Origin of the sequence: Exiguobacterium sp. s194 (genome assembly GCF_018618275.1) — a bacterium.
Classification (GTDB): Bacteria; Bacillota; Bacilli; order Exiguobacteriales; family Exiguobacteriaceae; genus Exiguobacterium; species Exiguobacterium chiriqhucha.
Genome location: NZ_JACSLT010000004.1, coordinates 48,774 through 64,801, shown reverse-complemented (window position 1 = coordinate 64,801; position 16,028 = coordinate 48,774). Strand labels below are relative to the sequence as shown.

The window sequence follows — 16,028 nt, the reverse complement described above, 5'->3', positions numbered from 1 at the left end:
ATGTCCCGACCTAACGAGTAGGCGGGACGAGGGTCAGACACTTTTCTTATACGGATACAGGAACGAGTCGAGCTCTTCGGCCGGCATCGGCTTGTTGTAATAGTAGCCTTGCGCCTGGTTACAATCCTCGGCCTTGAGGAAGGCGACTTGGGCTTTCGTCTCGACACCTTCGGCGATGACGTTCAGCCCGAGCTCGTGCGCCATCCGGATGATCGTCTTGACGAGGGCGGCGTCCTTCGAATCCGTCTCGATGTTTTTCGTGAAGTGTTGGTCGATTTTCAGCGTGTCGATCGGGAACAGCTTCAAATAGCTGAGAGACGAGTAGCCGGTGCCAAAGTCGTCGATCGACAAGTGGACGCCGAGGGCGACGAGTTCCTCCATCGTCTCGATGGCACTTTGTGCGCTCTGGATGACGGTCTCGGTCAACTCGAGCTCGAGATATTCCGGTGCGAGTCCGGACGCCTCGAGCGCCTGGCTGACGATATCCGGCAAATCTTTCTGCGCGAACTGGAGCGCCGAGATGTTGACGGCGACGCGGAACGGTTCGACGCCCGCATCCTGCCACGCCTTGTTCTGCCGGCACGCCTCATTCAAGACGTACTCGCCGAGACGATGGATGCTGCCGGTCTCCTCGGCGATCGGGATGAACTCGGCCGGGGAGATCATACCGAGCTCGGGGTGGGTCCAACGCACGAGCGCCTCGACACCGATGAGCACCTCGGTCTCGAGATGCACTTGCGGCTGATAATGAATCGAGAACTCGCCGCGGCCGATGCCTTTCCGGAGCGCCATCGCGAGCTGTGACTTGCGCGCGACAGACTCGTTCATGTCTTTCGTGAAGAACTGGAAGCCGTTCTTGCCGTCCTCTTTCGCCCGATACATGGCGATGTCGGCGTTCTTCAACAAGTCATCGGCCGTCCGCCCGTCGGACGGATAGAGGCTGATGCCAATCGATAGGCTCGTGAACACGTCCTCACTTTCGAGCAAGAACGGTTGGTTCAACGCGTTCGTAATCTGTTGGGCGCGGTGGGCGGCTAAGTTGCTGCCGGTGTTCGGTGACAGGATGACGAACTCGTCCCCTCCGAGACGGGCGAGCGTGTCGCTCTTAGTAATCGTCGTCAACAGCCGGTCCGTCACTTGGCGCAAGAAGACGTCGCCTGATGAGTGGCCGAATCGGTCGTTGATGACCTTGAAGTTGTCGAGGTCGATATAGAACAACGAGAATGTCGACTCGCTGCCTTGGGAAAGCAAGGCGTCGAGCCGGTCGTTGAACAGGCGGCGGTTCGGTAGGCCGGTCAGCGTGTCCAAATAGACGAGGTCGTTAATTTGTTCTTCGATTTGCTTCCGTTCACTAATATCTCGGATGATGCTGCTGAAGAAGAGACCCGCCTCCGTCTCCCACGTGCCGAGTGACATCTCGAACGGGAACTCGGTCCCGTCTTTTCGCAAGCCGACGAGCTCGACCGTACGGCCGATGACGTTTGCTTCGCGCGTCTCGCGATAGCGTTTCATGCCTTGTTCGTGTGCGACTTTAAAGCGCTCGGGCATGATGAGCGTGATCGATTCCCCGAGCACCTCGCTTGCAGCATATCCGAATAGGCGCTCGGCCCCGTGGTTCCATTGCACGATGCGACGTTCGGCATCCGCGACGATGATGGCATCGTTCGCCGACTCGATGACGGACTGGAACTTCGTTTCGAGTTCGATGGACTGACGCTCGAGTTGCTTCTCATTGCGAAGCGAGATCAGCATGAGCACGAACAGCGTGGTGACACTGCCGCCGATCCAAAAGGCGAGGAGCGTGCTGTCCATCGAGAAGCCGGTCAATGCTTGAGGCGTCGCGAACGGGGTGAATTCGGCCGCGCCCATGCCGATATAGTGCATCCCGGATACGGCGAGCCCGATCAACAGCGAACAGACGAGCTTGCGCCAATGGAAACGCGACACGTCTGGGAGCGAGAACAAGAGATACAGCCCGACGAGCGAGGCGACGAACGCGACGACGGCCGATAACAGCCACATGACCGGGTCGTACGTCAACACGGCGTTCATCTGCATCGCTTCCATGCCGACGTAATGCATCGAGACGATCCCGATGCTGATGAATACGGCGCTGATGACGAGGTCACGTGGTCGTGCGGTTTGCCGGCTGACGATATAGAAGGCGAACCCGGATGAGACGATGGCTGGAATGATCGAGGCGATGACGATACCGATATGGTAGGATACGTCGGCCTCTAAATGGAATGCCAACATGCCGATGAAATGCATCGCCCAAATGCCGAGCCCGAGACTGAGGGCACCGGCGCTCACCCAACGGATGCGCGACACCCGTTCGGCATACTTGAGCCGGCTGCTAATATCGAGCGAGACGAATGCCGAGAAGACGGCGACGGCGATGGATAACAAGACGAGGGGAAGACTGTATGTACTATGGAGATGGTGTTCGATGGGGACCAAACCTTTCTTTAATAATATCGGGACAAATGGACGAAAACGGACAGCTTCTCAAAAATGAGCTTTCCTAGCGTAGCATATTTGTCTTGACGTGAAGGGAATATTTTCCACGGTGGGTCAATAGTTTGGCACATTAGAAGGATAAACCTATTATCAGCAGACATTGAAATCATATAAACGAAAAACCGTCCCGCTTCATGATTGAGAGGGACGGTCAAACATATGAAAAACTGGGGGGTTAAAGGGAATCGAACGTCTTGAATATTTTGTCCACGACATTGTCAGCCGTGACATCCATCAAAGGGATTTGTTTACTGACGATATGTTGCACGCCCCAGTAATGACGATCGCTACTTTCTTGATTAATGGGAGTGATACGAGAATAACCATTGTCCAACTCAATGTTCATCAAATCAGCATTGCGTAATGGATAATAGAATCTCCAATGGTTTGACGGAGAGCACCCTTTCCCCCAGCCCTGCATCGTTTCATTGTCATATACAAATTTGGACAATCGAATACAAGGAAGCTGACTTTCTTTCAACTCTAATTCCTCATCATACAACTCAATCTCCATGACATATAACGGTCCGTCCCGCCATTCATTTTCGAACTCATTGTGGTCTTTGTTTTGAAAGATAAGAATGAAATCACCGATGAACCAACCAGCAAAATCATTGTCTGATTTGTAGCGTAGAAACTTATCGACGACACTGACGTAATGACTTTTCTCCGGGGCGATGGTTTTCGTGTAGTCCATTAACTTATGGATGTTCTCGTATGTGTTATAGACGACATGGAAGGCGTTTCTCACGTTCTCAGTTGAATTCATAATATAGCTCCTTGTTGATTGGGGTATCGTTTATAAAATCGATTGTTACTTTATTGGTTGAAATGTTGAAGTTGAATAATTGGTCTGTATGGATGAATGGTGCTCCGTTGATGTCCATATTGATAAAGTCCTCAAACCCTTTTCTCGTCAACAACTCGATTAAATCTTGGATGATAATCTGTTGAAACTGATCTAATCCATTTAATTGTTTTAATTCATGAAAAAAATCTTGCCAAGAAATGAACCCTAATTCGACGCCGTTTTCAATTAACTTTCTATTGGACTCTTTGGAATCTCCAATATCATCTTTTACAGCCTTACACATTTGTCGATCCGCAATGAAGAGAAGCACCTTCTCCTTGTTAGTGCCTTTACGTGCAACAATCCGAGATTCCCTTGCGAGTTGGTGTTTACTTAATGTATACGAGCCATCGTCAGCATCATCCACTGAAGAGAGGCCGCTAATAAATTTCACCTCAATTCCGATAATGGTGTCATCAAAAGCGAGTAGAGCATCTAGCTCACCTTCTTGGTCATATGGCCAAAATTCAATCTTATTTGCCCAAAAGTCGTCAGTGACTCCTTTGATGATTGATTCGACATTCGATGATTGAACTGAATTCGCTAATACTTTTCCAAGTCCGTCTGAAAAGGGAAGATAGCGTAGAGCACCGAAGACATTGCCTGTTAAATTGTCTTCTAAGCGTTCTGATAAGTTTGAACCGGTACGACTGACTTTTCCTTTAATCTCAGCTAACACAAACCGACCTCCTGATTATTGAATTATGTAAGAATACATACAGTTATTCGTTAGAAGTAATTTTTTTCCTTTTCAAATCAACATCAACACTTCGTTGAAAATAAAATTGAAGGTCAGTCTTTGATTGCGGAATTTTTTTCGAAACGGTATCGTAAAAAGAAAAAGGGTGAGACATATGGAATCGATGAACGGCCTGGCCCGCATCCGTGGTGCCTATACGACACTCGGCAAGAAAGAGCAACGCATCGCCGACTATATCTTGAAGCAGCCTGAACGCATCATTCACCATACGATCAATCAAGTCGCCGACGACCTCGACGTCGCCGAGTCGACCGTGTTCCGTTTCTGTCAGCGCGTTGGTTTTAAAGGCTATCAGGCGCTGAAAATCGCGCTTGCCACCGACGTCGTCGCACCGCTCCAAGACATTCATGAGGACATCTCGCAAGAAGACACACCACTTGAGATTGCGGAGAAGATCTTCACGTCGAACGTGAAGACACTCGAGGCGACACGACAAATCTTGGATGGGGCCTCACTCGATAAGTCGGTGGCGCTACTGTTGTCGGCCCGCCGCATCGAATTCTTCGGGAGCGGGGGCTCGGCCGTCATCGCGCTCGACGCGTATCATAAGTTCGTCCGGAGCGGATTATTCGTCACGGCGAATTTGGAGTCGCATATGCAGCTCATGTCGGCGTCACAGCTGACGACCGACGACGTCGCCGTCCTCATCTCGCACTCGGGCGCCTCGAAAGACACCCTCGACGTGGCGAAAGTGTTGAACGAGCGTGGCGTCCCGACGATCGCCATCACGAACTATGCGAAGTCACCGCTCTCAAAACTCTGTGACGTCGCCCTTTATACCGTATCGCAAGAGACAGAGTTCCGTTCCGAGGCGCTCGCCTCGCGAATCGCCGAGCTCAGCCTGATTGACGCTTTGTTCACTGTCGTCATGATGCGGCGCGGGGAAGAGGGCAGAGAATCGCTCCAGAAGATGCGCGAAGCCATCTCGCTTCGACGCATATGAAAAGGCTGACCCACGAGCCAGCCTTTTTCTTATTTCCGTTTGATTTGATCGGCGACTTTCTTGACGACTTTCTCTACACCACCCGGGGCATCTAAATCGTGATAGAGCGATTTGTCCGGAATTTCCATGACCGGCTTCTGGCCTTGCGGGGCCGGGTCGCTCAAATAGACGAAGTCGCCGGCACCATCCGGCGCGCTGCCCGTCGCCCATTTGCCTTGGCTCGACTCAGTGCCTTCCGACAAGTCCCAAAACTCGAGACCGTGTGGCTCAGCCTCTAGCTCATCCTTGGCAGAGAAGGTTGCTGGTACGATGACGCCGTTCTTCTGCTCAAGCTCATCGATGGCTGCCATCCATTGATATTGGTGATAGCGGTCACGGGCGAGCATCTTGCGGAATACTTTCCGGACCCCTTCATCTTTCGTCATATGATAGAGACGGGCGACTTGGAGTCGTCCTTGCGTCTCGGCATGCAAGTTCGAGCGCATGTCGGCGAGCAAGTTCCCACTCGCGACGATATACGACCCGTTCCACGGCACCCCGTTCGAGTTCGTCGGCAGTCCGCCGAGCCCGCTGACAATCAAATGCTGGGGGTTCATCCCGCCAAGGATGGCTGCCGTCGCCGGGTCTTTGGCCGCCTCGGCCTGGTCGTCCGGTGACGCCCCGTCGAGCAGTTGCGAGATGAGGGCACAGAGCATCTCGACGTGGCCGATTTCCTCGGTCCCGATGTCCATAAGCATGTCCTTATACTTCTCTTCCCCGCGACAGTTGAAGCCTTGGAACAAGTACTGCATCATGACAGTCATTTCCCCGAATTGACCACCGAGCACTTCTTGGATTTGACGGGCGAGCTGCGGATCCGGACGGTCGACGTTTACTTCGAACTGTAATTCCTTCTGATGGCGAAACATAGAACTCCTCCTTTGTTTGAACAACTGGTAAATGCACGACAAAGGTATAGTTCCACTATCAATATGTATAAAAACCTGGAATTTGAAAAAAATTTACATATACAAGTAGGGGTATGGGTATCGTCTGAGGGTTACAATTGATTAAATCGTGGAATTAGTAGTAACAGATTGATTTTCGTCTATACAGAGAGGAACGACAGCTATGAACAACCTTGAATTCTTGACGACCGAACACTACGACGTGTTCAAACAGTTGGCCCAGCGCCTCAGTAATCCCGGTGACGTCAAGAAAGAGTATTTCTCCGCCCTATACGTGATCGCCGGGAATGAGCGAGTTCGGAATCTTCTGTTGCCGTACATGGACCTTGAGCAAGGGAAAATCAGCACGGCAACCATCATCGACGATAACACGTTCGAGAAGCAGGATTTCATCCTCGTCAAACTCGTCATCCATTTGTATAACAACAAAGAATGGGTGCTCCCGACCGAGCTGATTACGTTACCTGAACCAGATTACCAGCTCGCGATGCAGGCGATCACGCTCTGTCGCGATCAACAATTCGATGAGGTGGTCATCCCGAGCGACCAAGAGACCTGAAGCAGGTCTCTTTTTTTTGTTTCTCGTTCCCAAATGAAGGGTAATTCATCCATGCATTCGAAACCGTTGGATTTTCCTGAAGGAGGGACACGTATGTTACAAGATTTTCCGAAATCGTATTGGCGCGATGTCGTCGTGAAGACGGTCAACCCGCTCAACGAAGACATCAACACCGAGGTCGTCGTAGTCGGGGCCGGCATCGTCGGCGTACTCGCCGCCTTGCAGTTGGTCGAACGTGGGAAGCAGGTCGTTTTAGTGGAAGCGGCACGTTTCGCGACCGGTACGACCGGTTATACGACGGCTAAAGTCTCGGCCCAACATGGCGTCGTCTATACCGAACTGGTCAAATCGCTCGGGGAGGACAAAGCGCGGCTCTATTATGAGGCCAATATGGACGCGCTCCGTTTCCTCGAGGAGCAAGTCGACACGCTCAATATTGACTGTGACCTCGAGCGCCAGCACGCCTATATGTACGCCCACTCGTCCTCGAGCTCGGCGAAACTGCTCGAGAAAGAAGAAGAGGCATATGAAAAACTCGGAATCGACGGTGGTGACGCCACGGACGAAGTGAACGGTCTCTTGCCATACGACGTCAAGAAGGCGACCGTCATGCGCGACCAGCTTCAATTCCATCCGGTCAAATACTTACAAGGGTTGATGGACCGCTTCCTCGAACTTGGCGGGACGCTCTATGAGATGACGCGGGTGACGGGAATCGAGTACGGGACGCCACATCGACTCGAGACGATCACAGGTCACTCGATCGAGGCGCAAGATGTCGTCGTCGCGACCCATTTCCCGCTCAACGACTTCAAAGGTCTCTATTTTGCGAAGATGGAAGTCGAGCGCTCGTACGTCGTCTCGGCCGAGGTCGAGACGTTCCCGGAAGGCATGTTCATCAGCGTCGATAAACCAAGCCGTTCACTGCGGCACGTCAAACTCGACAATGGCAAAAAGATGGCCATGTTCGGGGGCGAGAACCATTTGACGGGTCATAAGGAAGAGACGCTCGCCTGTTACGAGAAGCTCGGTGAGTTCGGGACCCGCCATTTCGGTGCCGAGACGTTCAGCCACCATTGGTCGGCCCAAGATTTGATTACGCTCGACAAAGTGCCGTACATCGGCCGAATGACGAACGATACGCCGCACGTCTTTGTCGCGGCCGGATTCTCGAAATGGGGGATGAGCCAAGGGATCGTGGCGGCCCGACTCATTGCCGACTTGGTCACGAATCAACCGAACCGCTATGAGGAGCTGTATGATCCGACACGTTCGAAATGGAAGCTTGCGGACGCGGCCCGATTCATCAAGACGAATGCCGATGTGGCCAAAGAACTCGTCAAAGGAAAATTGAAGCCGACGGACAAACGAGTGGATGAGCTCGGTCTCGATGAAGGTGCCATCGTCAAACATAATGGCGAACACGTCGCTGCCTATCGGGATCCCGAGGGACACGTCTCGATGGTCGGGTCGGCCTGTACGCACATGGGCTGTACGGTCAATTGGAACCAAGCCGAGCGCTCGTGGGACTGTCCGTGTCATGGCTCGCGTTTCAAACCGAACGGGGAAGTCATTGAAGGACCGGCCGTCAAATCCCTTCCGGACAAGGCATGAAATCAATTTGTAAATATTTCTAGAAAATCATGAGATCAAGTCATTACCGAAGCCGACTTGAGGTCCAGCATTTAACAGTCCACCTTTCCATTGTGATGGTTTGACTCTCATCATGTTCGTCCGATAATGATCGCTAAATTTTTTGTTTGAACGGGAGGACGAATGGAAACATGGTCCATGTACGAACGCCATCACGGGGAAAGGGTGAACGTCGATGCAAGTGAATCATGGAAAGGCACTGAGTCTCAAACTAGGGGCGTTGCTTGTCGTGTTTATCGCGGTCTTGACGCTCGGGTTTGATGTCCCATGGTACCACGCCGCTTGGATTTCGATTGCGGTCGGACTGATCGCTTATGGGGTGGGCGATATGTTCGTGTTGCGGAAGTTCGGAAATATGATTGCGACTTTGGCCGACTTTGGTCTCGTTTTCTTCTTGACGTGGTTCTTCCTGTGGATTTTAGATTTCGATATCGGCACGGAGACGAGTTTCGTCTTGCTCGCGCTTTACACGGCTCTTGTGACCGCCGTCGTCGAGTTTGTCTTCCACGGATGGTTGCTCAAGCATAAACGAGAAGAAGCGCATGTCCATTCGACACGATGAAAAGGAGGAAGGAAGATGGCTAAAAACAAACTCGCGATTCATGAGGTGCTAGAGATTCATGAGATGTTGACCTTGAAACAAGCAGGGCTCGTCAAAGGGTATGTGAGCGAACCGCTCATCAAGGACGAGAAGCTGCAGAAGATCGCCCGGAAGCATTTGAAGAACACCGAACAAGCAATCAGTGAACTGAAACAATTGTTGCCGAATAAAGCGTAAGGAGGAGACACATATGGGAATCACCGAAAACTTGAAACGTGCCAGTAAGCAACGAGACGAATTGATTGCGACCGATTTACTCATCACGGCGAAGTCGGCCGTTCGGGCCTATGCGGTGGCTGTGACCGAGACGGCGTCACCAGAAGTACGGAAAGTGCTCATCCAGCAATTGAATCAAGCGATTGAAGACCATGCCGAGATTGCCGACTATATGATTAAAAACGACATGTATATGGCGTACGATATCGAAAAGCAGTTGAAGCACGACAAAGAAAAAGTCGACAAAGCGAGCAAATTGATCAAGAAGTGATGGCCGACGGAAACGTCGGTCTTTTTTCGTTTCAGAAATGGTGGCCCGTGGTATCGGATAAGGACTATACGTGAGGGAGGAGACACCCATGTCTGTAAATACGACGATGCTCGCCATCGTGCTCGTCCTGATGGTGTCGATGATTGCCGCCCCGTTCCTGTTCGTCTTCTATTTATGGCGCAAGGACCGCCATCAGCGTGAGCACTCCGTCCTCCGCAACTTCCCGATTCTCGGCAAGGTACGCTACATCTTGGAGAAGGTCGGGCCCGAGATGCGCCAATACTTGTTCTTGAACGACAACGAGGCGAAACCGTTCTCGCGGAACGACTATGAGGCGGCCGTTATTTCCGGGAAATATAAGTCGCGCATCATCGGGTTCGGCTCGGAGCGAGACTTCGAGCGGGGCGGGTTCTATCTGCAGAACGTGCTCTATCCGACGAACCGGAACGAGCTCCGCATCGATAACAGCGAGACCGTGACGACGCATCTCTATCAAGTCGAGGAGGACAACCTGTTCACGCGGAAAGAGCGGATTGTCGAACGCGACGTCGGACCGTACTTATTGACAGAAGAGGACAGCATCGTCATCGGGAAACAGATGTGTCGGGAGCCGTTCCATGTCCGCGGTCTCGTCGGTCAGTCGGCGATGAGTTTTGGTTCGCTCGGCGAGAACGCCATCACGGCGCTGTCGATTGGACTCGGTCGGGCCAAAGGGACGTGGATGAATACCGGCGAGGGTGGACTGTCGGACCATCATTTAAAAGGCGGGGTCGACCTCATCTGTCAAATCGGACCGGCGCTGTTCGGCGTCCGGACCGAGGACGGTTCGTTCTCGGACGCAGCGTTCAAAGCGAAGAGTGAGATTCCGCAAGTGCGTGCCTTTGAGTTGAAGCTCGCCCAAGGTGCGAAGACGAGGGGTGGCCATATCGATGGCGTGAAAGTGACCGAAGAGATTGCTCGTATCCGGAACGTCAAAGTTGGCGTCACAATCGACAGCCCGAACCGGTTCTCTGAGTTCAAGACGGACCGAGAACTGCTCAGCTTCATCGAACGGCTGCGAGACATCGGCGGCAAACCCGTCGGCATCAAGCTCGTCATCGGACGCTTCGCAGACGTCGAGGCGCTCGTTCAAGAGATGGCTTCTTCCGGACAGCATCCCGATTTCATCACGGTCGATGGCGGAGAAGGTGGGACCGGAGCGACGTACCAAGAGCTTGCCGATACGGTCGGACTGCCGTTGAAGGCGGCGCTCCCGTATGTGCATCGCTTGCTCGTCGAATACGGACTCCGGGACCGTATTACCTTGTTCGCCTCCGGCAAGCTCGTCACGGCCGATAAAATCGCCGTCGCCCTCGCGCTCGGGGCCGACTGCGTCAATATCGCCCGCGGGCTCATGTTCAACGTCGGCTGTATCCAGGCGCAAGTGTGCCATACGAACCGATGCCCGGTCGGCGTCGCGACGACCGACCCGAAGCTACAGCACGCCCTCGTCGTCGACGAGAAGAGCTACCGCGTGACGAACTATATCATCTCGCTCCGGGAAGGGCTCTACAACATGACGGCCGCGGCCGGTCTCGACACCCCGACGAAGCTGTCGCTCGAGCATGTCGCGTATAAGTATCCGGACGGTCGGGTGAAGCGGGGCGAGGAACTATTCAATGGACAAGCGAAAGACGGATGACCGCGGTCATCCGTCTTGTTGTGTGAGTTGGTGGAACAGTTTAGCATACAGTCCCATCCCGATGAGCGCCGACAGCAAGATGAGTGTGAAGACGGAGAGCGAGGAGACGAAGCCTGAAGCGAGCACGGTCACCGGCGCCAGGAACTTGCCGATCGTGTTTTGAAGCGTATCGGCCGCGAGATATTGGCCACGTGACTCGGGCGGCGCGTAGCGGCTGACGAAGCTCTGGCTGACCGGGGAGCGAATCAACTCGCCGAACGTGAATACGGTCGTGACGACGAGCAAATACCAGATGTTCGACGAGAAGGCGACGAGAAACGTCCCGAAGCCGGCGAGAAACGTCGACAACAGGAAGACGCGTCGTTCATCCCACGCCCTAAACACGCGGGTCACTGGAATGATGAAGACGACGAACAAGAGCCCGTTATAGGCGACGAGCCAGCCGAACAGGACGGTGTTCGAGACGTCGAACGTGGCCGGGGCCTGTTCAATCAAATAGACTGGTACATACACGTCGAGTTGCATGATGGGGATCAAGGCGAATACGCCGGCAATCAAATAGAGGCGGAACAACGGATTGCGCAAAATCGTCGCATACGAACGCCCTTGGGTGCGGAATGTTTTGGCGACCGTCTTCTCAGGTGAGCCCGGCCGTGTCTCACGGGTGAGCGCCGCGAGCAGCACTCCGTATCCGAACAGGACGAAGGCACAGCCTAATAGGAGCGCTTGGCGATGCTCGAAGAAGAGGACCGCCCCAAGGATCGGACCGAGCACGGCGCCGATATTGTTCGACGCCATGAACGTCGCGAACACGTCGCGTAAATGTTCGGTTGGCACGAGGTCGGCGACCATGGCCGAGCTGGCTGGTTTATAGATCGCGCCCATGAAACCGATGCCGATATAAGTGACATAATCGACGTAGGCGTTTGTTGACACTGCGAAGGCGAGGAATAAGACACCTTGCGCGAACGTCCCGACGAGCATGACGGGACGGCGTCCGATTTCGTCCGCGAGCGAACCGCCGATTAAACTGCCGATCAAAAGAAACAGCGGTGGCACGGCCATGAGCAGACCGGCCAGCTCGACGCCGAGCGTTTGGGCGAAATAGACGGTGATGAACGGGAAGTACATCCAAAACAACAGATTGAACAGCCCTTCACCGAACAAGCGAACCTTCAGATTGAGGTCCCAGCGGTATGATTCCATCGTTGTGCTCCTTTCAAGAGTCTATCTTTACTGTAGGGAGTTGGACCGAGAAAGAATAGACTTATGTTGCGGGATTTGCTAAGCTAAAAATAGAAAAAGCGAATATATAGGCGCTTGTTTGCGCTGTACCATTAAACGAACATATGTTTGTTTAACCTTCTTAAAACGACCCGTCATCACATAGATGACGGGTCGTTTTTGACATACCATGACGAATATCCCTTCGTTAAACCGGGAACACCTAACTGTTGATCATCTAAGGAGGGATTCGATGAAAGCCTTATTCTTGAACTGCTCATTGAAAGGCGAGGGTACGACCTCGCACACGGAAGGGCTCATGAAAGATATCATCCCGCACTTCGACAAACTTGGGGTCGACTCGGAGGTCGTCCGTGTCGTCGATTACAACGTCGCCTTCGGAGTGACGGAAGATGAAGGGGATGGGGACGAGTGGCCGCAAATTTTCGAGAAAGTGAAGGCCGCCGACATCTTGATCATCGGGACACCGCTTTGGCTAGGTGAGAAGAGCAGCGTCGCCACGCAAGTCATCGAGCGGCTGTACGGAGGAAGCGCCTTAACGAACGACAAAGGTCAGGCCATCTACTACAACAAAGTCGGCGGTGTCGTCGTGACGGGGAACGAGGACGGGGCGAAACATGCCTGTGCGTCCATCTTGTACGGGCTATCCCATATCGGCTTCACCGTCCCGCCGAACGTCGACACGTATTGGGTCGGTGAGGCCGGTCCGGGCGACTCATACATCGATGCCGGCCGCGACAACGCCTTTACGAGAAAGAACGGTCGTGTTATGGCGTACAACCTCTACCATTTCGCGAACCTATTGAAGCAGACGCCAATCCCGGCGGAAGGCAACGTCATGGAGTGACGGACAGCGCGACAGCCCCTAGACATCTAGGGGCTGTTCACATTAGAACCTTGATCGGAGCTCGATCTTGCGGAACTCTTTCAGTAATAAAATCGAGATTTCGTCGATGAAATGATCCCCGACCCAGCATGGTTCAAAGTGGAGCCAATTCTTATACGAGTCCGGCTGGAGAATCAGAATCCCATTCGACAGCCAGGCCGTTCGCGCCCGGGTCGCTACACCGTCAATATAAAACATGACGTAAATATCTTTCATTTCATGCAAATAAGTCACGTGCATCTCGACGCCGCGGCCATCCTCACACGTTCGTTTCAGCTTGAGCATGTGAATACGGGTGTGGGCCAGAGCGTACGCCTCACATAAGAAGTACCCGCCATGCTCGAACGCATGGAACGCTTGGGCGACGAGTTTGTCAAAGCATGCCTCCATGTCCTGCCAGTTATGATTCCGTCTCCGGAACACGGGCCTGTCTCCTGGCTCATACAGCTCTTTCGGGATGTAGACGTTATAGTCGTGAAGTTTACGCATCATGCCGGCTCCTTCTGTGTCACAAGATATGCTGCTCCTTCATCATACGTCTGCTGAAACGAAAAGAGTTTTACAAAAATTAGTACATTTGTAGGGAAAAATGTACGCGATTTCCATCGGTACCAACGTTTCTTTGATGAAGAGCAAGAGTGACAAATACTACAATAAAAAACCGACTTTAAAAAATCGGTTTTAGACAACAAGATGAGTAAGGTCTGCAGAATAATAATACGGATGTTCAATGATTAACAAAAGGGATAGGGGTTAAGTCTCTTCTTAAAAACAGAGGATGTTTTGGATAAGTGCCACAATTCGTTTTAGCAAGACAGTATAGAGGTTTGTCGCGCAATAAAAATAGTGTTTCCTCCATACGGCTACGGGCAAGGTTTGATGTGATAGCTTGACCCCAGGCGAGGACGACCATTTCTGAGTCCTTTGTATATGTTGAGATATAGTAATCATTTTCTGGACCGATTGGATCAGTCATGGAACTTAAGTTCTGAGGCTTAGTGGAAATCCCCGCAAACAAATTAACGACCCTAATGCCGTCATATCCCCAATCCTTAGCAAAATTGATACAGCGTTTTAAAGTCGGATCAGGTCGGTCTTGATTTCCAACACTCGGATTTAACATGATGAATGTGACGTAACGCTCTTTTAAACCCCACGTACACTCAAATAGGTATCGATATTGTTTTTGTTCATCTAACACTGCGCGTACCTTATAACTTGAATCCCATGCATTTGACATCCAATCGCCTCGCTTCAATGAAATAGTTTATTTTATTATATCCATTATGAGGTAAACTGCCTCGTAAAAAAAGGTTATGGGTGGACGTTGACAAACTTAGACATATAAAAAACGTCAACCAGCTTCGGGTTGACGTTAATCCTTACTTTTTCTCCACCGCATGCCCGCCGAACTCATTCCGCAACGCAGCGACGACTTTCCCGGAGAACGTGTCTTCTTCGAGCGAACGCTGCCGCATCATGAGCGACATCGCGATGACCGGTACCGGTACCCCGTACTCGAGCGCCGTCTCGACCGTCCATTTGCCTTCACCCGACGCATGCATGACCCCTTTAATTTCGTCGAGTTTCGCATCCTTATGGAACGCGCTCTCGGTCAGCTCCATCAGCCACGAGCGGACGACCGAGCCGTGGTTCCAGACGCGGGCGACTTGCTCGTGGTCGTACTCGAACGGGCTCTTCTCGAGAATCTCGAACCCTTCGGCGATGGCCTGCATCATCCCGTACTCGATGCCGTTATGGATCATCTTCAAGAAGTGGCCACTGCCACTCGGTCCGGCATACAAATAGCCGTTGTCCGTCGACACGTCGTGGAACAACTCCTCGATTTTGCCGAACGCCTCCAAATCTCCGCCGATCATCGTGCAGGCGCCGTGTCGTGCCCCTTCCATACCACCACTCGTCCCGACGTCAAAGAAGTAGATGAGCTTGTCCTTGAAGTGCTCAGCCCGTCGCATCGATTCCTTATAGTTCGAGTTGCCACCGTCGATGACGATATCCCCCGGAGACAACAATGCATGTAGGTCGTTCAAGACATGCTCGGTCACGTCACCCGCCGGTACCATCACCCAGATGACGCGTGGCGCTTTGAGCCCGTCGACGACTTCTTCGAGTGACTGTTTCGTCTCGAACTGACTCGTCGCCACATTGCCCGGGTCGTAGCCGAGGACGCGATGCCCGCCGTCCGTTAAATTGAGCGCCAAGTTCAATCCCATCTTCCCAAGTCCGATCATCCCTAATTCCATATCGGTTCACCCCATTCGTTGATTTGGTTTCCTTATAAGGGTTACCCGATATGAATGGACTTCAAAAGAGGGGCGGGATGTCATCGATTCGATAGGCGAGGATCGAACCAACCTTTACTCGCTTGCCGTCACTCAATTCGACGTAGTCATTGAGCGGGCTCGCCTCTTTCAACGTCTTCTCGAACGTGAACGCGGCCTCATGTTTTGATCCCCCGTACACGATGAACGAACAAGGCTCTTCTTTTTCTAAAAAGCACGTGACGACATAACGCATCTGCCGATTCCTCCAACCAATGAATGGATTTAAATTTACATTTTCATTACGAACAATACAATTATTACAAAAAATCATCCATTTGTCCCATAAAGGTTTTTGAATATAAGGAAACATACCTAAAAAACAGCGCATTCGACTAAATATTGACACGATTTCATATAGGTCCTAATCCAAAAGCAGGACCTTATACGTATGACTGAAATGTGATAACGGTTTCACCTCTAAAGAAGCGTGGTACTCTTACAAAGGAATGTCGACGAAACCCTAAACTTTTGATGAGGGTAATCCGATACTTAAAAACGAACGAATATTTCGACATCATTCGGCAATCATTTACCTTTTTTACAAATAATTT

At 52.1% G+C, this 16,028-nt stretch carries 17 protein-coding genes; 8 read left to right on the top strand and 9 right to left on the bottom strand.

All coding sequences use genetic code 11. The features are described from left to right. Window positions 1-33: 33 nt before the first annotated feature. The 3 genes from KNP85_RS05915 to KNP85_RS05905 form a co-directional block, all read right to left on the bottom strand. Window positions 34-2,460 (bottom strand): bifunctional diguanylate cyclase/phosphodiesterase, encoded by a 2,427-nt coding sequence (locus KNP85_RS05915; RefSeq protein WP_285801449.1) that lies wholly within the window; start codon window positions 2,458-2,460, stop codon window positions 34-36. A gap of 235 nt (window positions 2,461-2,695) precedes the next feature. Further along, window positions 2,696-3,289, bottom strand: a complete 594-nt coding sequence (locus KNP85_RS05910) for a hypothetical protein (RefSeq protein ID WP_029594778.1) — start codon at window positions 3,287-3,289, stop codon at window positions 2,696-2,698. Further along, window positions 3,276-4,049, bottom strand: a complete 774-nt coding sequence (locus KNP85_RS05905) for a hypothetical protein (protein ID WP_214802114.1) — start codon at window positions 4,047-4,049, stop codon at window positions 3,276-3,278. Before KNP85_RS05905 ends, KNP85_RS05910 begins: the two co-directional genes overlap by 14 nt. A 175-nt stretch (window positions 4,050-4,224) precedes the next feature. Between KNP85_RS05905 and KNP85_RS05900 the strand changes: the two genes are divergently transcribed. Then, window positions 4,225-5,073, top strand: a complete 849-nt coding sequence (locus KNP85_RS05900) for a MurR/RpiR family transcriptional regulator (protein WP_214714367.1) — start codon at window positions 4,225-4,227, stop codon at window positions 5,071-5,073. 29 nt (window positions 5,074-5,102) lie between these two features. Here KNP85_RS05900 and KNP85_RS05895 read toward each other — a convergent pair whose 3' ends face one another. After that, window positions 5,103-5,981: a manganese catalase gene (locus KNP85_RS05895; protein WP_214802111.1), complete on the bottom strand. Its 879-nt coding sequence runs from the start codon at window positions 5,979-5,981 to the stop codon at window positions 5,103-5,105. A gap of 202 nt (window positions 5,982-6,183) precedes the next feature. Here KNP85_RS05895 and KNP85_RS05890 point away from each other — a divergent pair, with 202 nt between their 5' ends. The 6 genes from KNP85_RS05890 (at window position 6,184) to KNP85_RS05865 (ending at window position 11,001) form a co-directional block, all read left to right on the top strand. Then, window positions 6,184-6,579, top strand: a complete 396-nt coding sequence (locus tag KNP85_RS05890; protein ID WP_131471360.1) for a hypothetical protein — start codon at window positions 6,184-6,186, stop codon at window positions 6,577-6,579. A 93-nt stretch (window positions 6,580-6,672) separates the two neighbouring features. Beyond that, complete coding sequence (locus KNP85_RS05885) at window positions 6,673-8,193, top strand: FAD-dependent oxidoreductase (RefSeq protein ID WP_214802109.1); 1,521 nt, start codon at window positions 6,673-6,675, stop codon at window positions 8,191-8,193. 214 nt (window positions 8,194-8,407) lie between these two features. Beyond that, complete coding sequence (locus KNP85_RS05880; protein WP_214802106.1) at window positions 8,408-8,794, top strand: DUF2512 family protein; 387 nt, start codon at window positions 8,408-8,410, stop codon at window positions 8,792-8,794. A gap of 15 nt (window positions 8,795-8,809) precedes the next feature. Then, window positions 8,810-9,010 (top strand): hypothetical protein, encoded by a 201-nt coding sequence (locus KNP85_RS05875; protein ID WP_029594786.1) that lies wholly within the window; start codon window positions 8,810-8,812, stop codon window positions 9,008-9,010. Window positions 9,011-9,023: 13 nt separating this feature from the next. Then, window positions 9,024-9,320 (top strand): spore coat protein, encoded by a 297-nt coding sequence (locus KNP85_RS05870; protein WP_058764647.1) that lies wholly within the window; start codon window positions 9,024-9,026, stop codon window positions 9,318-9,320. An 88-nt stretch (window positions 9,321-9,408) separates the two neighbouring features. Continuing rightward, complete coding sequence (locus KNP85_RS05865; RefSeq protein ID WP_214802102.1) at window positions 9,409-11,001, top strand: FMN-binding glutamate synthase family protein; 1,593 nt, start codon at window positions 9,409-9,411, stop codon at window positions 10,999-11,001. Window positions 11,002-11,007: 6 nt separating this feature from the next. Here KNP85_RS05865 and KNP85_RS05860 read toward each other — a convergent pair whose 3' ends face one another. Beyond that, entirely contained in the window at window positions 11,008-12,207 is a 1,200-nt protein-coding gene (locus KNP85_RS05860) for an MDR family MFS transporter (RefSeq protein WP_214802098.1), read from the bottom strand. A 271-nt stretch (window positions 12,208-12,478) separates the two neighbouring features. On the opposite strand from KNP85_RS05860, the gene KNP85_RS05855 reads away from it, so the two are divergent. Further along, window positions 12,479-13,093, top strand: coding sequence for a flavodoxin family protein (locus KNP85_RS05855; RefSeq protein WP_214802096.1), 615 nt, complete (start codon window positions 12,479-12,481; stop codon window positions 13,091-13,093). Between the two features lie 42 nt (window positions 13,094-13,135). Here KNP85_RS05855 and KNP85_RS05850 read toward each other — a convergent pair whose 3' ends face one another. From KNP85_RS05850 to KNP85_RS05835, 4 genes are all read right to left on the bottom strand, one after another. After that, window positions 13,136-13,621: a hypothetical protein gene (locus tag KNP85_RS05850; RefSeq protein WP_214802094.1), complete on the bottom strand. Its 486-nt coding sequence runs from the start codon at window positions 13,619-13,621 to the stop codon at window positions 13,136-13,138. A gap of 238 nt (window positions 13,622-13,859) precedes the next feature. Beyond that, window positions 13,860-14,372, bottom strand: coding sequence for a DUF1643 domain-containing protein (locus KNP85_RS05845; RefSeq protein WP_214802091.1), 513 nt, complete (start codon window positions 14,370-14,372; stop codon window positions 13,860-13,862). A gap of 142 nt (window positions 14,373-14,514) precedes the next feature. Next, window positions 14,515-15,396, bottom strand: coding sequence for a phosphogluconate dehydrogenase (NAD(+)-dependent, decarboxylating) (gene gnd, locus KNP85_RS05840; RefSeq protein WP_214802089.1), 882 nt, complete (start codon window positions 15,394-15,396; stop codon window positions 14,515-14,517). A 61-nt stretch (window positions 15,397-15,457) separates the two neighbouring features. Continuing rightward, on the bottom strand, window positions 15,458-15,670 hold the full coding sequence (locus tag KNP85_RS05835; protein WP_131471354.1) for a hypothetical protein: 213 nt from the start codon (window positions 15,668-15,670) through the stop codon (window positions 15,458-15,460). Window positions 15,671-16,028: the final 358 nt, after the last annotated feature.

Bases quoted from the DNA above. Each gene is read 5' to 3' on its own strand.
- KNP85_RS05910 (WP_029594778.1), bottom strand. From the start codon at position 3,289: ATGAATTCAACTGAGAACGTGAGAAACGCCTTCCATGTCGTCTATAAC.
- KNP85_RS05900 (WP_214714367.1), top strand. From the start codon at position 4,225: ATGGAATCGATGAACGGCCTGGCCCGCATCCGTGGTGCCTATACGACA.
- KNP85_RS05895 (WP_214802111.1), bottom strand. From the start codon at position 5,981: ATGTTTCGCCATCAGAAGGAATTACAGTTCGAAGTAAACGTCGACCGT.
- KNP85_RS05890 (WP_131471360.1), top strand. From the start codon at position 6,184: ATGAACAACCTTGAATTCTTGACGACCGAACACTACGACGTGTTCAAA.
- KNP85_RS05885 (WP_214802109.1), top strand. From the start codon at position 6,673: ATGTTACAAGATTTTCCGAAATCGTATTGGCGCGATGTCGTCGTGAAG.
- KNP85_RS05880 (WP_214802106.1), top strand. From the start codon at position 8,408: ATGCAAGTGAATCATGGAAAGGCACTGAGTCTCAAACTAGGGGCGTTG.
- KNP85_RS05875 (WP_029594786.1), top strand. From the start codon at position 8,810: ATGGCTAAAAACAAACTCGCGATTCATGAGGTGCTAGAGATTCATGAG.
- KNP85_RS05870 (WP_058764647.1), top strand. From the start codon at position 9,024: ATGGGAATCACCGAAAACTTGAAACGTGCCAGTAAGCAACGAGACGAA.
- KNP85_RS05865 (WP_214802102.1), top strand. From the start codon at position 9,409: ATGTCTGTAAATACGACGATGCTCGCCATCGTGCTCGTCCTGATGGTG.
- KNP85_RS05860 (WP_214802098.1), bottom strand. From the start codon at position 12,207: ATGGAATCATACCGCTGGGACCTCAATCTGAAGGTTCGCTTGTTCGGT.
- KNP85_RS05855 (WP_214802096.1), top strand. From the start codon at position 12,479: ATGAAAGCCTTATTCTTGAACTGCTCATTGAAAGGCGAGGGTACGACC.
- KNP85_RS05850 (WP_214802094.1), bottom strand. From the start codon at position 13,621: ATGCGTAAACTTCACGACTATAACGTCTACATCCCGAAAGAGCTGTAT.
- KNP85_RS05845 (WP_214802091.1), bottom strand. From the start codon at position 14,372: ATGTCAAATGCATGGGATTCAAGTTATAAGGTACGCGCAGTGTTAGAT.
- gnd (WP_214802089.1), bottom strand. From the start codon at position 15,396: ATGGAATTAGGGATGATCGGACTTGGGAAGATGGGATTGAACTTGGCG.
- KNP85_RS05835 (WP_131471354.1), bottom strand. From the start codon at position 15,670: ATGCGTTATGTCGTCACGTGCTTTTTAGAAAAAGAAGAGCCTTGTTCG.